Genomic DNA, 15,059 nt, shown 5'->3' with positions numbered 1-15,059 from the left:
GCTTTCGAAGTGATCGTTGATCTTCGATCAATCCGTATGACTGAGGCAATCACCCAAAGCACAATCAGGAATTCATTCTAACTTTTTCTTAAGTATTCTCCGGTTTTTCCTGTCCGGCATGGGTGCCGGAAAAGGCATGCGCCGCAAAAGAAGAGCAAGGCGCCGTTGGTGGGACAAAATCGGGGATTGGATATGGCGATCAGGGCTTTGTCTCTTGCGGGCAAGACTGTGATGCTCTGCGGCGGCGGGCTGCTGTTGCTTGCATTCTCTACATTCGGTGTGAATGAATTTCTGCTGACCAGCTATGCCGACCGGGTGGCGATGGAGCGGCAGGAAACCAACATGCGCGTCGCCTGGGACGTGCTGAACCAGTATGGGCAGGCGTTCGACGCGCATGACGGCAAGCTGTTTGCCGGCGAGCGCGCCCTGAACGACTTCTTCGAGCCGGTGGACCGGGTCAAGCGGCTGGTCGGCGGCACCGCAACCCTGTTCATGGGCGACCGCCGCGTCGCCACCAACGTGCTGAAGCCGGACGGCGGCCGCGCGGTCGGCACGACGCTGGCGACGGGGCCGGTCTACGACGCGGTTTTGGGTCGTGGCGTGCCCTATCGCGGGCAGGCCGACATCCTGGGCACGCCCTTCTACACCGCCTACGACCCGATCAAGGCGCCGGACGGCCGTGTCGTCGGCATCCTCTATGTCGGCATTCCGAAGGCGGAGTTCTTCGCGGCGATCCGCGACACCCAGGCGATGATCGCGGTCATCGGCGCCGTCGTGACCCTGCTGGTCGCCGCCGGCTGCCTGCTGCTGGCGCGTCGCATGTTCCGGCCGCTGTCCGGCATTCGCGTCGCGATGGAGGAATTGGCGCGCGGCAACCTGTCGGCCGCCATCCCCGCGCTGGGCCGCAAGGACGAGATCGGCGGCATGGCCAGGGCGCTCGGCGTGTTCAAGGACAACGCGCTGGAGGTCGCCCAGCTGCACGAGGCACAGGCGGCGGAGCGTGCCCGGTCGGTTCAGGAACGCCGTGCGGCGATGGAGGAGGTGGCGCAGTCCTTCGAAGGCTCGCTTCTGGGCGTCGTCGGCGTGCTGAGCGCCACAACGACGCAGTTGCAGGCCAACGCCCAGCGCCTGCACGACATCGCCGAGACCGGCAGCGTCCGCGCCCACACCGTCAGCACCGCGGCCGGCGAGGCCAGCGACGACGTGCGCACCGTCGCCGGCGCCGCGGAGGAAATGAGCAGTTCCATCGGCGAGGTCGGCCGGCAGGTGGAGGAGTCTGCCCGCATGGTCCGCAACGCGGTGGAGGAGGTGACCCGCACCAACCACACGATGGACGGGCTGGCCGCCGCCGCCGGCAAGATCGGCGAGGTGGTGACCCTGATCCAGGACATCGCCGCCCAGACCAACCTGCTGGCGCTGAACGCCACCATCGAAGCAGCGCGGGCGGGAGAGGCCGGCAAGGGCTTCGCCGTCGTCGCCGGCGAGGTGAAGACGCTCGCCAACCAGACCGCGCGCGCCACCGACGACATTGCCCGCCAGGTGGCGGAAATCCAGGCGGTGACCGGCCATGCGGTGGAGGCCATCGAAGGGATCGGCCGCACCGTGCTGTCGGTCAGCGACCTTGTCGGCCGCATCGCCGTCTCCGCCGACCACCAGAGCGCCACCACCGCCGACATCGCCCAGTCGGTCCAGCGCGCCGCCGACCGCACGACCGAGGTCACCCACAACATCGAGGAGGTCTCGCAGTCCGCGCACGAGACCGGCGTGATGGCCTCCGAAGTCCGTGCCGCCGCCGCCGATCTGGGCCGGCAGGCGCTGTCCCTGCGCGATCAGGCGGAGGAGTTCCTCCGCCATGTCCGGGCGGCCTGACGCGGCGATCAGGCGCCGAAGATCACCGAGCGGTCGACGTCCGGCAGGGTCGGCCGCCCGGTGAGCGCCATGGCGACCTCCAGTTCGGTTTGCAGCAGGGTCAGCATGTGGGCGACGCCGGCCATGCCGCCGACGGCCAGCGCGTGCAGCACCGGCTGGCCCACCAGCACCGCGTCGGCCCCCAGAGCGAGTGCCTTCAGGATATCGGTGCCGCGGCGGATGCCGCCATCCATCAGGACCGGCAGACGGCGGGCCGCCCGCTCCGCCACCGCCGGCAGGGCGTCGATGCTGGCGGGCAGGGTATCCAGCGTCCGGCCGCCGTGGTTGGAGACGATCAGGCCGCCGGCCCCGGCGGCGATGGCGGGCTCCACATCCTCGGGATTGAGGATGCCCTTCAGCAGGACAGGCAGGCCCGTTTCGCTGCACAGCCACGCCACCATGTCCCAGGTCGGGGCGGCGTGCAGCATGCCCTGGAAGACCGGGCTGCCGGGGCGGGCCGGGCGGAAATCGTCGGGAGCGAGGCCGGCGAGGTTCACCGGGGCGATGGTCGGCGGCAGGCGGAAGCCGGCGCGCTGTTCCATGTTGCGCATCCCGTTCACCGGCGCGTCCACCGTCAGAACCAGCGCCTTGCAGCCGGCATCCTCCGCCCGCCGCGCCAGGGTCAAAGTGTCCTCCCGCCGCGGCTGGCTGTAGAGCTGGAACCACAGGGGCGCCGTCGCCCGCCGGGCGATCTCGTCCACCCGGACGCTGGCCTGGGTGCTGACGGTCATCCAGCTGCGGGTCAGGCCGGCGGCCTCCACCGTCGCCAGTTCGCCGTCGGGATGGACCAGCCTGTGGTGGGCCATCGGCGCCAGGACGATGGGATAATCCAGCACCTCCCCGAACAGCTCGGACCGGGCGGTGGCGCCGGACAGGTCGCGCAGGACGCGCGGCATCAGGCGCAGGCGGTCGAAGGCCTCGCGGTTGGCGCGCTGGGTGATGCCGTCGGCCCCGGCCCCGGCGATGTAGGCGCGGGTCGCCGGATCGATCCGGCCATTGAAATGCCGCTCATAGTCGGACAGCGACACGGTGTCGGGCGGGACGATCATCGGCAAGCCTCCTTCCGGCTTTCGGCCAGCCTCAGGGCCTCTGCGGCCAGCGCCTGGATCTGCGGATCGGGATGCAGGGCCAGGGCCGCCGCCATGCTGCGGTAGAAGTCGGGAAAGCCGCTGTCGAGCGCGAGGCGGAACCAGCGCAGCGCCTCCTCCCTCGCCCCATCCCCGATCAACAGGCGGGCATGGTTGAAGCGGCCCCAGCAATCGCCGCCTTCCGCCGCCGCCTTGAACAGGGCGCGTGCCGCGGCCTCGTCGGCCGGCACCGCGCGCCCGCTCTCGTGGAACAGACCCAGCATGTTCAAGGCCTTGGCATTGCCCTTGGCGGCGGAGGCGGCATAGAGCCGGTAGGCGGCCTCGTCATCCCTGGCGACGCCGATTCCGCGGCAATGGAGGTCGGCGAGGTTGAACATCGCCCAGCCGTCGCCGAGGTCGGCCGCCTTGCGGTAATGGGCCGCCGCCTGGACGGGATCGGCGGGAACGCCCCAGCCATGTTCATGGCAGCGGCCAAGCAGGTTGATGGCGCGGGCGTCGCCGCCGCGCGCCGCGCTGCGGAACCAGGCGAAGGCCTGCCCGCCCTCGCCGCGGTCGAGACAGGACTGGCCGAGCGCCAGCAGGGTGTCCGCCGGGCCGATGCCGCGGGAGGTGGGCCGCATCGGAACCGTCCTCACACCTCCGCCCAGCGGCGCAGCAGGTTGTGGTAATGGTTGACCAGCGACAGGACGGCATGGTGGCTGTCGCCCAGCTCCTGCCGCAGCTCGATAATCGCCATGTCGAGGTCATAGAGCATGGCGCGCAGCCCGTCGTCGCGCACCATCGACTGGGTAAAGAAGAAGGAAGCCCAGCGCGATCCGCGCGTCACCGGGCTGACCTGATGCAGGCTGCTGGACGGATAGACCACCGCGTGCCCCGCCGGCAGCTTGACCGGCCGGGTGCCGTAGGTGTCCTCGACGATCAGCTCGCCGCCTTCGTACTCCTCGGGATCGCTGAGGAAGATGGTGGTCGACACGTCGGCCCGCATGCGCATGCCGCCGGTTCCGGGGATCGCGCGGATGCTGTTGTCGACGTGATAGCCGTAGGTCATGGCGTGGTCGTAGCGGTTGAACATCGGCGGCAGCACGCGCAGCGGCAAGGCGGCGGAATTGAAGGCCGGGCTGCGGGCCAACGCGCGCAGGATGACGGTGCCGAGCTCCCGCGCGGTGTCGCTCTCCTCCGGGATTTGCAGATTGCGCTTGGCGCCCGCCGCCTGATCGCCCGCGGTGACCCGCCCGTCGACCCAGGGCGATGCCTCCAGCACCGTGCGGCACTGCGCGATCTCATCCGCGGTGAGGATGTCGGGGATCTGCAGGAGCATGAGGTGGTTCCTCGTACAAGAGAGGCCGGACCGCCCGTGACGGGGGAGGCCCGGCCGACTTTTCAGGCGATGCGGTGACGGATCAGAAGGTCAGCCCGGTGGTCAGCATGACGGTGCGGCCGGAGGCCGGCACGGCGCGGCTGGCATTGAAGGCCGAGGTGTAGTTGCGGTGGTCGGTCAGGTTGTAGCCGTTCAGCGCCACCGAGACGTTGCGGAACTCGTAGGACACTAGGGCATCCGCCGAGAAGGTGTAGGGCAGGCGGCCGGTGTTGGCGCTGTCCGTCCAGTATTCCGACGCCACCTGCATGCCGCCGCCGACCGTGAACTTGCCGACGCTGCCGGCATCGAACTCGTAGGTCGTCCACAGGCTGCCATTGTGCTTCGGCACGTTGGGGGCGGCATGGCCGACCAGCGCCGCGTTGGTGCGCGATTCCGTCACCTTGCCGGTCAGATAGGCGTAGTTGGTGTAGACGCTCCAGCCTTCCGTCAGCTTGCCGCTGATGCTGGCCTCGAAACCGCGGATGCGGACGCCGAGCCCGGCTTCGGAAAAGCCGTCGGTCACGGTGCCGGTGGCGGGATCGACCGAGTAGGTATTGGTCTTTTCCGCCTGGAAGATGGCGCCGCTGACGCCCAGCCGGCCGTTCAGGAAGTCGGCCTTGCCGCCGATCTCGTACAGGTCGGTTTGTTCCGGATCGAAGCTGCGGGCGCCGTTCGGCGTCTCCGCGGTGCCGTTGGTGACCGCCGCGGCGATGTCGGTGCCGATCGGCTTGTAGGAGCGCGAGTAGGAGGCGTAGACCGACGACTCCTTGGTCGGCTCATAGATCAGGCTGACCGACGGGCTCCAGGTGCGGTCGGACGCCTGCCCGCCGGCAATGGTCGGAGAGGCGGAGCCGAAGCTGGTGCGGAAATAGTCCCAGCGCAGGCCGCCCTGGACCGACAGTTTGTCGAACAGCCACATGCGGTCGGTGACGAACAGGCCGGCATTGGTCACGCTGGCCTCGCGGCCGCCGCTCTCCGGATAGACGATGGCGGTGTTGGCGGAGTAGTTGCGCGTCGGGTTGCGGACCGTCTGGTTGTTGACCCGGTTGACCCAGGTGCCGGTCTCGCGCTTGTCGCGCTGATAGCTGACGTCGAGGCCGCCGTTCAGGGAGTGGCGCAGCCCGAACAGCTCGCCGTCGACCTTGGCGCCGGTGACGTTCTGGACGCCGAAGCCCTGCTGCTTGAACGCCATGCCGCCGCCGGCGCCATAGCTCAGCGCCACGTCGCGGCCGGGCAGGAACTGGGTCGCCGCGGCGCCGCTGAGGGGCGATGGGGTGGTGGAGGCGATGTTGCGTTCGTAATGGCTGAAGCGGGAGTCGTTGTAGACCGACAGCGCCTTGTTCACCTCATGCGCGAAGGACGAGGTGAGGATGTGGTTTTCGGTGTCGTCGCGGTCGAGCGTGCGGACATAGGAGGTCGAACGGCTGAGGCCGAACTCCGCCGCCGGACGGAAGATGCCGTCGCGGCCCTGCACCATCGGCTGGCCCATGTCGGGCGTCTTCTCGCCCTTCAGGAAGGCGTAGTTCAGATGCCAGGTGGTCGGCGTGCCGAGGCCCAGGCCCAGGTCGGCGGCGATGCCGCGGCGGTCGGCGTCCACATCGTCGCGGCCGGGAACGTTCTGGGTGTGGTACAGGCCGTTCACCCGCAGCGCCGCGGTGTCGCTCAGCGGCTGGTTTACGTCCACCGTGGTGCGGTAGGTCGGGCCGCTGCCCACCGACTGCTCCACCTTGGCCTTCTGCTGCAGCGACGCCTTCTTGGTGCCCTGGTTGATGACGCCGCCGGAATTGCCGACGCCGAAGCCGTTGCCCGACGGGCCCTTGAAGACCTGCACCGTCTCGGTGTTGAAGACGTCGTGGGTGTAGACGCCGAAATCCTTCAGCCCGTCGGTGTAGATGTCGCCGCGCGCGGTCAGGCCGCGGATGCGGAACTGGTCGCCGTTCTGGCCGCCGTTGCCCTCGCCGGTCGAAATGGTGATGCCTGGCACGTTGCGCAGCGTCTGCTCCAGCGAGGTGGCGCGCTGCTGCTCGATGATCTCCTGCGGCACGACGTTGACGACGCGGGGCGTGTCCTTGACCGTGTCGGGCAGGCGGGACACGCCGGTCGAGGCGGCGTTGACGTTGCCGGTCTGCGGTGCTGCGGCATCGACCTTGATCGAATCGAGCTGCAAGGCGTCGCCGGAGGACCGTTGCGGCGTCGGACCGGTCCCCGGAGTTCCCGATCCCGTGCCGCTGCCCTGCGCGTCGGCCGTCGCCGGCAGGGCGAAGGTCATGGCAAGGCTGGCGGTGGCGGCGGCACCTGCCAGAAGGGGTCTCAGTCCGTGGGGGGACGTGGTCTGTCGCATCAAGCTCTCCCGAAATGCGCCAAGGTGGATTGGACGATCGCTGGAGCGCCTTCTACCAATGGGATAGGCCTTCCTTGCAACAGCTGAGATTGAGAGGCATTCTGAGTTGGAGGGCGGGCCAGCAGCCATCACGGGCGGCGAAAGCGGCTTTCACGCCGAATGCGCGTGGTTGGCGGTCCGGGCTACTGTGGCGGTGGGCAGCGTCGCGTTATGGAGTTTGTGTTTAATTATCAATAAGATGACGTGTTCCAGCGGTGGCAGGCCGATGTCGGCGGAAGGGGACGTCTCGGCGTGGAAATCGGCAGTGTTGCCGAAAAGTCACCATGATAATAAGAATGATTTTCATTCGCACGAAGCTGGGTGAGGCAGCCCGTTCAGGTGCGGAAACCGGCGTCACTTGAATGCCAGCAGAATCACCCCGGCGGCGATCAGCACGACGCCCAGCCAGTTCGGCGCCGACAGCTTTTCACCCAGGAACAGCACGCCGAAAACCGCGACCAGCACGACGCTGAGCTTGTCGACCGGCGCCACCTGCGAGGCAGGCCCCAGCTTCAGCGCGCGGAAATAGCACAGCCAGGAGGCCCCGGTGGCGAGGCCGGACAGGACGAGGAACAGCCATGTCCTGCCCGACACCGCCGACGGCGACAGCGATTGGCCCGACGAGACGACGATCCCGATCAGCATCGCGAAGATGACGGCGGTGCGGATCAGCGTCGCCATGTCGGACCCGACGCCCTCGACACCGACCTTGGCGAAGACGGCGGTCAACGCCGCGAAGCAGGCCGACAGCAGAGCCCACAGCATCCAGGACGGAAACAGGTCACCGGTCATTCTCTTGGCTTCCTTCAGATCGCTTCCGGCCGGTCAGTTGTCCCAGGGTTTCGGGTCGGGCCGGGTGTCGGGCGGCAGCAGGTCGTTGGTGTCCCAGCTCAGCATCAACAGCAGCACCCATTCCGCCCGGTTGGAGAAACCGTACTGCGGCCCGCTGGAGGACACCAGCGTACCGGAATTCCTGTCATAGGCGGTGGCGGCGATCTTGGCGACGCCCTGGGTCAGCTCCTTCTTGAACAGCGAAATCTCCGGCGTGGAGGAACTGCCGCCGACCGGCATCGGAATGTCGATGCTGGGAATGCCGAGCAGCGAGCTTTCGCTGTCCACTGACAGGGCGCCGACCCGCAACTCCACAATGGTGGCCGCCTTGTCGCGGTTCTCGGCCATGGCGGCGCCGTGGCGCAGCAGGGCGTCGCGCACGGCGGAGACGGCGTATTTGGTGTCGTAGCCTTCGACCCCGGCGGAATCGACATAGATGCTTCCCTGCACCGCCAGCTTGCCGGCCAAACGCTCGGCCGCCTGATCGGCCGCGGTGGAGATCAGCAGCTGTTCAGTGGCGGAACGGGCAGGGGTGGTGACATGGGAGGTCGAACAGCCGGCCAGTCCAAACCCGACGATGCTCAATAGAAGCGGCAGCCCGATCCGGTAAAGCCGGCTCCATGCGCCATCACGAATCGGTGCTTCATTGTGAGAATATTTGGTTCGCCCACCGAACATCAGTCCTTTTCCTGGCATCTTCCCGGCGATCAGCCGCGTTGGGCGGCCTATCCAGACCGACGACGGACGTCCGGTCAACGGCGCAGATGTCCAGGTCCGCCGCGAAGGGCGGTACCACCCACCCCCATCGCACGGATCAGGGGACGGTCAGCCGGTCCACCTGCTCCGGATTGGGGGTGCCGTTCGCCCGCAGCAGCACCGCCTCGCCCGAAGCCGGGAAGATGCCGGTCAGGGCGGTGACGGTGACCTGATGGGTGACGAGCACGACCGGCTTGCCGTCGCGTGGCAGGTCGGCCAGGAACTGGCGCAGTTGGGTGATTCTGTCCTTCTCCTCGTCCTGCTGGCCGAAGAAGGAGTTGAGGACCGGCAGTGCCTTCACCGGGCCGAGATCCAGCAGGCGGGCGGTGTCCAGGCAGCGGCACCATTGGCTGGACAGCACGCGTGCCTGATCGATGCCGAGTTGCCGCAGCCGCCCGCCGATCCGTGCCGCCTGGGCGCGGCCATCCTCGCTGAGATTTCGTTGGGTTGCGCAGTCGTCCAGCGTGAATCCGGCCGGATCGCCGGTGCCGGGTGCTTCCGCATGGCGCATCAACACGATGAGTCCGGCCGTGTCCTGTGCCGCGGCGGGACATGCGCCGGCCAGGACGGCAAGCAGCGCCGCGGCGGACAGGGCAATCAGGCTGCGGCGGCATTGGGCAGGCATCGGCATCTCCCTCGGTGGTGCGGCCGCTGGTCGGAGCTTGGCACTGCTGACCCTGGTGCGGCTTCCGCTTCCTCTTGGCTCAACGCCCGATCCAGGGTGCTTGTTGCCTACGGAATTCTCCGCGACTTGAGAGGGGCCGCCGGAGAGTGCCGGACGGCCCCTGTCCGCATGTCCCGGCTCAGTAGGTATAGAACATCTTCTGGATGGCCTTGCTGTCGGTCGTCCTGGTCAGCGCCAGCATCAGCAGGATGCGCGCCTTCTGCGGGTTGAGGGTGTCGCTGGCGACGAAATCCAGCTCGTCGTCATTGGCCTCGCCGTTGCGCGCGACGATGCCGTTGCCGACGCGGGACGAGCGGACGATTGCCACCCCCTGCTTGCGGGCGTCGATCAGGCCGGGCTTCATCGCGTTGGACAGGCTGCCGTCACCGACGCCGGCATGGACGATGCCCTTGGCCCCTGCCTTCACCAGCGCGTCGAGCGCCGTGCGGTTGTTGTTGGCATAGCCATAGACGATGTCGACCTGCGGCAGGCTGTCCAGATTGGAGATGTCGAACTCCGCCTCGGCGGTGTGCTTGCGCACGACCTGCCGGTAGAAATGCGCCTTGTTGTCCTGCATGTAGCCGAGGAAGCCCAGTTCCGGCATGCGGAAGGTGTCGGCGGTCGAGGTGTTGGTCTTGGTCACGTCGCGGCCGGCGTTGATCTGGTCGTTCAGCGAGACCAGAACGCCCTTGCCGACGGCGTCCTTGGAGCCGGCCAGCGTCACCGCGTTGTAGAGGTTGACCGGACCGTCGGCGCTGATGGCGGTGGACGGCCGCATGGCGCCGACGATGACCACAGGCTTGGTGCTCTTGACCGTCAGGTTCAGGAAATAGGCGGTTTCCTCGATGGTGTCGGTGCCGTGGGTGATGACGATGCCGTCGACGTCCTTCTGCGCCAGCAACTCGTTGACCCGCTTGGCCAGCTTCAGCCAATGGTCGTTGGTCATGTTCTCGCTGGCGATCTGGAAGACCTGCTCGCCCTTGACGTTGGCGACCTTCTTCAACTCCGGCACCGCTTCGATCAGCTTATCGACGCCGACCTTGGCGGCGGTGTAGCCGACGGTCGTGGTGCTGGTGGCGCCGGTGCCGGCGATGGTGCCGCCGGTCGCCAGGATGGTGACGTTGGGCAACCCGTCATCGGCGAAGGCGGCGTGGGTCGCGGTTCCGCTCAGCAGCAGCGCGGCAAGTCCGGCGGCGGCCACTTTGCGGCTCATGCCGCGGCCTATGGTACGGGTGGTGGTCTTGAACACGGCGTTCCTCTCCCATTGCGATTTTTATGGCCGGCCCGTGCCAGCCTGCGGGAGGGCGCAGTCTCGTCAATTCCATTGAATGTCCTTAGTCAGCGTCATGAACGGTTTGCGGACCGAATGTGAATGCCCGTTTGAAAATCGGCGCCGCGGGCGGGAGGGTTCGCCGGCCTTGCAAACCCTCCTGCCCATTGGCCCGCCCGTTGGCCCGTCCCGCGTCTCAGCCCCTGAAGTCGGTGCTGCGGGTCACCGCTTCCCAGGCGTCGATTTCCGCGATCACGGCGTCGAGCTTGGACCGGGCGCGGTTGAGGGCATCGGACCCCAGCAGAAGATGGAGCGGCGGGGTATCGGAACGGACGGCGGCCAGGATCGCCTGCGCTGCGCGATCCGGATCGCCGAGCTGGCGTCCGGCCATGCCGTCGAAAGCTGACGACATGCGTCCGACACTGTCGGCATAGGCCGCGTCTTCGGCGCTGCTCTTGCGGATCGAATGGCTGGACAGGAAGTCGGTGCGAAAGGCGCCGGGGGCCACCGCCGTCACTTTGATGCCAAGCGGGCCGACCTCCTGCGCAAGAACGGAGGACAATCCTTCCAAGGCATGTTTGGCCGCCGCATAGAGACCGGAGCCGGCGCCGGGTGCCCGTCCGGCGATGGAGGTGATGTTGACGATGTGCCCGGCCCCCTGGGCACGGAGGCGGGGAAGGGCGGCGCGGATGATGCGGAACGGCGCGAACACATCGACCGCGAACAGCCGGGCGACCTCGTCGTCGCTGGCCTGCTCGACCGCCCCCAGCAGACCGTAGCCCGCATTGTTGACGATCACGTCGATGCGGCCGGCGAGAGCGAAGGCCTGACCGACCGCCGCCTCCGCCGCATCGCCGTCGGCGAGATCGACGGTGAGGACATGCAGGGTGCCGCGTCCCACGGGAAGGTCCGGCTTACCGGTGCGGACGGTGCCGATGACGGTGTCGCCCTCCGCAAGGGCCGCCTTGGCGAGCGCCAGCCCGAGGCCGCGCGAGATGCCGGTGATGAACCATGTGGTCATGAGGAGTCTCCTTTCGCGGTCAGAGATACGTCCCGTTGCTGGATCACAGAATATCCGGATTTCTGATGAGACTTGTAAGCGTGGCTGAAGAATGCTTTCTTCGGTTCATGGATCCCTTGCTCTCCGGCAGCGACTACAACCAGCTTCGCGCGTTCCTCGCCGTCGGCGAGACGCTGAGTTTCAGCCGGGCGGCGGAGCGTCTGGGCGTTTCCCCGTCGGCGCTCAGCCAGCTGGTGCGCGGGTTTGAAGAGCGGGTCGGAGTGCGGTTGCTCAACCGGACCACGCGCAGCGTTGCGCTGACCGATGCCGGCGAGAATCTGTTCCGGCGCGTGCAGCCGGCCGTTTCCGAACTCGGCGATGCCATCGGGCAGGTGCGCCAGTATCGCGAACGCCCCTCCGGCATCGTGCGTGTCCACAGTTTTCGCGCGGCGGCGGAGCGTTACATCGAACCGATGCTGGCGGACTTCGCGCGGGACTTTCCGGATGTCGTGCTGGACATCACGCTAGACGATGCGGTGGTGGATCTGGTGGCCGGCGGCTTCGATGCGGCCATCCGGATCGGCGAAGTGATCGACCGCGACATGGTGGCCGTGCGGCTCGGTCCGGACCTGCGACAGATCGCCGTGGCGTCGCCGGACTATCTGGATCGCCATGGCCGTCCGGCGCATCCGCGCGATCTGGTCGACCATCGTTGCATCCGCTGGCGCTGGCCGGGCCATGTGATGCCATATGCCTGGGAATTCTTCGGAAACGGGTCCTGGTTCGAGGTCGCGGTCGACGGGCCGCTGATCTTCAACGACAAGGACATGGCATTGCGCGCGACCCTCCGGGGCATCGGGATCGGCTTTTGCGTCGAGGATGCCGTGGCCGGGCCTATCGCGGCGGGGGAACTGGTTCCGCTGCTGGAGGACTGGTCCGCCGCCTTTCCCGGCCGTTTCCTGTGTTATCCGCGCCAGCGGCAGATGGCCCCGGCCTTGCGGGCCTTCATCGACGCGGTTCGCGCGGCCGCATCCATGGCGGACGGAAATTCGGATGCCAAGTTGGTGCAAGACGATGGTCGCCGCCCTTGAATCGCGCGCCGTTGCCTGGGCAAAGTGCCGACACTGCTTTCGATCCGAAGGAAACCGGCCTTGAAGATCCTGGGACGCACCGTCGCGCTCGCCCTGTCGCTTTTCGTCTGGGTGGCGGCCTCCGGTGAGGCCGCGGCGGAACGGCGGGTGGCGCTGGTGCTGGGCAACAGCGACTACCGCTTTGCGCCGCGGCTGCCCAACCCGACCAACGATGCCAAGGCGATGGCGGAGTCCCTGCGTGCCGCCGGTTTCGAACTGATCGGCGGGGCGCCGCAGCTCGATCTGGACCGCGCGGGAACGGAACGGGCGATCCGCAACTTCGGCGCCAAGCTGGTCGGGGCCGATGTCGGGCTGTTCTTCTATGCCGGACATGGCATGCAGGCGCGGGGCACCAATTACCTGCTGCCGGTTTCCGCCAACCTGGAGAAGGAGGCGGATGTCCGGTACGAGCTGATCGATGTCGCCATGGTGCTGGACGAGATGGCGCTGGCGGAAAGCCGGCTGAACATCGTCATCCTGGACGCCTGCCGCAACAACCCTTTCGGCGGGCGCGGCATGCGTGCGGCGCTGCCGGGCCTAGCGCAGATGCAGGCCCCCGCCGGGACCATCATCGCCTACGCGACCCAACCGGGCGCCGTGGCGGCCGATGGCGCGGGCTCCAACAGTCCCTACACCGAGGTGCTGTCGAAGGCGATGCTGAAACCGGGTGAAGCCGTGTTCGATGTCTTCAACGATGTCGGCCTCGCGGTGAAGCGCAATTCCGGCGGGGTGCAGCAGCCCTGGGTTTCGGCCTCTCCCATCGAAGGGCGCTTCTATTTCCTGGGGCCGACCACGGTGGTGACGGCGCCTTCCGCCGACGCAGCACCTCCGGCACCTGCGGCGAACGCTGACAAGGAGACGCTGTTCTGGGACAGCATCAAGGGCAGTTCCAACCGCGGCTTGTTCGAAGCCTATCTGAAGCAGTTCCCGCAAGGCACCTTCGCCCCCATCGCCGAGGCGCGTGTCTCCGAACTGGGCGGGACGGTGCCACCGGAGCGGGCCCAGCTTTCGGTCGCGGCACTTGCCGCCCCGCCGGTTCCCCCACCAACTACTGCTCCGGCTCCGGCGGCTCCGCCGGCCCGGCCGCTGGATGTGGCGGCGATCCCCTATCTCAACGCCAAATCGCGGCAAACGCTGGCGATGTATAGCGGATTGACCTCGCCCAAGGCGCTGGCGATCTCGCCCAAGGGCAATTACGCCTATTTCTCCAACAAGTCGAACAGCCGGACCGAGGACGACGTCAAGCGCAGCGCCCTGCAATATTGCCAGTACCGCGCGGAGGAGCCCTGCACCCTCTATGCGGTCGACGATGCGGTGGTGATGGACGCCAAGGGCTTCACGCCGATGCCGGTCGAGATCCTCGGGGCCGGCCGTTTCGATCCGGCGCGCGTGCCCTTCGTCAGCGACCACACCCGCAAGGTCGGCATGGTAAACTACCAGCGCAACCCTGGCTACAAGGCGCTGGCGGTGACGCTGGCCGGGCGCTGGGCCACCGTCTGGGATCGCGACAGCGAGGAAGAGGCGAAGGACGCGGCGCTGGAGCGGTGCGAGCAGTCCGGCGGCAACCATGAGTGCATGCTCTACGCGGTAGGCGACAGGATCGTCCTCGAAGAGGTCCCGGAAGAGGAGGAAGACGAGGAAGAGGAGTGACCGAGGGCGCTGAAAGGTTGCGTCGCCGCAGGTCGGTGTCCGCCCGCGGTTACCACCGGTGGAGACTGCATTTGCGCCCGCCGCACTGACCGTTTGTGCTCGATCATCGCCCAATGATGACGGCGTGCGCCATTGAGCTCGGGTTTATGTCTTTCGATCATTGGAAATTATCGTTCCACCGCTGATCTGTTGTGCATTGCGACACGGCTGCGGTTGTGACGATTCCGGGATGATCCAGACATGAACCCAAGCAAAGGCCCGAATACGGGCCAGCCAAGCGTGTTCCACACCAGCCGCCGCCGTTTCCTCGCCACTACGGCGATGGGGCTGGTGGCGCTGACCGCCTCCGGCGCCCGGGCGAAAATCCTGTTCGGCACCGGGCTGCCCTGGGATTCCGGCTCCATCGAGCCGCCCCGCCAGGTCCTTCCCGGCCCCTGGACCTTTTTCACCCCGCGCGAGGGGGAACTGGTCGAGGCCATCGTCGAGCGGCTGATCCCCGCGGACGACCTCAGCGTCAGCGGCAAGGATGCCGGCTGCGCCGTGTTCATCGACCGCCAGCTGTCCGGCCATTACGGCACCTCCGACCGGCTCTACATGAAGGGGCCGTTCCAGCCCGGCCTGCCGACCCAGGGCGACCAGACCGACCTGACCCCGGCGATGACGTACCGCCAGGGTCTGAAGGCGCTGGACGACCATTGCCGCCGGACGATGGGCGGCAAGAGCTTCACCGACCTGTCGCCGGAGCAGAAGGACACGCTGCTGACGGCGATGGAGGCGGGCGAGGCAAAGTTCGACGGTCCGGTCGGCTCCGGCAGCCTCTTCAGCCTGCTGTTGCAGAACACGATGGAAGGGTTCTTCGCCGACCCGATCTATGGCGGCAACCGCGACATGGTCAGCTGGAAGATGATCGGCTTTCCCGGCACCCGGTACGACTACCGGGACCATGTGCTGAAGCACAATCAGAAATACACGTTGCCGCCGGTGTCGATCGGCGGCCGCGGCGACTGGGCCAGGAAGGGCTGAGG

The 15,059-nt window shown here is 67.4% G+C and carries 13 protein-coding genes; 4 read left to right on the top strand and 9 right to left on the bottom strand.

Going from position 1 to position 15,059, the window contains the following annotated elements; all coding sequences use genetic code 11:
* Window positions 1–192: 192 nt before the first annotated feature.
* Window positions 193–1,869, top strand: a complete 1,677-nt coding sequence (locus tag ABNQ39_RS25385) for a methyl-accepting chemotaxis protein (protein WP_376963428.1) — start codon at window positions 193–195, stop codon at window positions 1,867–1,869.
* 8 nt (window positions 1,870–1,877) lie between these two features.
* Here ABNQ39_RS25385 and ABNQ39_RS25380 read toward each other — a convergent pair whose 3' ends face one another.
* From ABNQ39_RS25380 to ABNQ39_RS25340, 9 genes are all read right to left on the bottom strand, one after another.
* The gene (locus tag ABNQ39_RS25380) at window positions 1,878–2,957 is read right to left on the bottom strand and encodes an alpha-hydroxy acid oxidase (protein WP_376963425.1); all 1,080 of its coding nucleotides are present in this window, start codon (window positions 2,955–2,957) and stop codon (window positions 1,878–1,880) included.
* The gene (locus ABNQ39_RS25375) at window positions 2,954–3,616 is read right to left on the bottom strand and encodes a tetratricopeptide repeat protein (RefSeq protein ID WP_376963422.1); all 663 of its coding nucleotides are present in this window, start codon (window positions 3,614–3,616) and stop codon (window positions 2,954–2,956) included. The genes ABNQ39_RS25380 and ABNQ39_RS25375 overlap by 4 nt, the downstream gene beginning before the upstream one ends.
* 11 nt (window positions 3,617–3,627) lie before the next feature.
* Window positions 3,628–4,314: a Fe2+-dependent dioxygenase gene (locus tag ABNQ39_RS25370; RefSeq protein ID WP_376963419.1), complete on the bottom strand. Its 687-nt coding sequence runs from the start codon at window positions 4,312–4,314 to the stop codon at window positions 3,628–3,630.
* 82 nt (window positions 4,315–4,396) lie between these two features.
* Entirely contained in the window at window positions 4,397–6,694 is a 2,298-nt protein-coding gene (locus ABNQ39_RS25365; RefSeq protein ID WP_376963416.1) for a TonB-dependent receptor, read from the bottom strand.
* A gap of 393 nt (window positions 6,695–7,087) precedes the next feature.
* A complete protein-coding gene (locus tag ABNQ39_RS25360) occupies window positions 7,088–7,525 on the bottom strand; it encodes an EamA family transporter (RefSeq protein WP_109050726.1) in 438 nt (145 codons plus the stop codon).
* Between the two features lie 33 nt (window positions 7,526–7,558).
* Window positions 7,559–8,242, bottom strand: a complete 684-nt coding sequence (locus ABNQ39_RS25355) for a DUF6655 family protein (RefSeq protein ID WP_376963413.1) — start codon at window positions 8,240–8,242, stop codon at window positions 7,559–7,561.
* A 136-nt stretch (window positions 8,243–8,378) separates the two neighbouring features.
* Window positions 8,379–8,945, bottom strand: a complete 567-nt coding sequence (locus tag ABNQ39_RS25350) for a histidine phosphatase family protein (protein ID WP_376963411.1) — start codon at window positions 8,943–8,945, stop codon at window positions 8,379–8,381.
* 178 nt (window positions 8,946–9,123) lie between these two features.
* Complete coding sequence (locus tag ABNQ39_RS25345) at window positions 9,124–10,233, bottom strand: type II asparaginase (protein WP_376963408.1); 1,110 nt, start codon at window positions 10,231–10,233, stop codon at window positions 9,124–9,126.
* Between the two features lie 217 nt (window positions 10,234–10,450).
* Complete coding sequence (locus tag ABNQ39_RS25340; protein WP_376963405.1) at window positions 10,451–11,275, bottom strand: SDR family NAD(P)-dependent oxidoreductase; 825 nt, start codon at window positions 11,273–11,275, stop codon at window positions 10,451–10,453.
* Window positions 11,276–11,382: 107 nt separating this feature from the next.
* Between ABNQ39_RS25340 and ABNQ39_RS25335 the strand changes: the two genes are divergently transcribed.
* The 3 genes from ABNQ39_RS25335 (at window position 11,383) to ABNQ39_RS25325 (ending at window position 15,057) form a co-directional block, all read left to right on the top strand.
* Window positions 11,383–12,345: a LysR family transcriptional regulator gene (locus ABNQ39_RS25335; protein ID WP_376963402.1), complete on the top strand. Its 963-nt coding sequence runs from the start codon at window positions 11,383–11,385 to the stop codon at window positions 12,343–12,345.
* A 60-nt stretch (window positions 12,346–12,405) separates the two neighbouring features.
* Complete coding sequence (locus ABNQ39_RS25330; RefSeq protein ID WP_376963399.1) at window positions 12,406–14,034, top strand: caspase family protein; 1,629 nt, start codon at window positions 12,406–12,408, stop codon at window positions 14,032–14,034.
* Window positions 14,035–14,274: 240 nt separating this feature from the next.
* The gene (locus ABNQ39_RS25325) at window positions 14,275–15,057 is read left to right on the top strand and encodes a gluconate 2-dehydrogenase subunit 3 family protein (protein ID WP_376963396.1); all 783 of its coding nucleotides are present in this window, start codon (window positions 14,275–14,277) and stop codon (window positions 15,055–15,057) included.
* The last annotated feature ends 2 nt before the right edge of the window (window positions 15,058–15,059 follow it).

The organism is Azospirillum sp. A26 (assembly GCF_042604635.1).
In the GTDB taxonomy this organism is placed as follows: Bacteria; Pseudomonadota; Alphaproteobacteria; order Azospirillales; family Azospirillaceae; genus Azospirillum; species Azospirillum palustre.
This window is presented reverse-complemented; position numbering and strand designations above follow the sequence as displayed.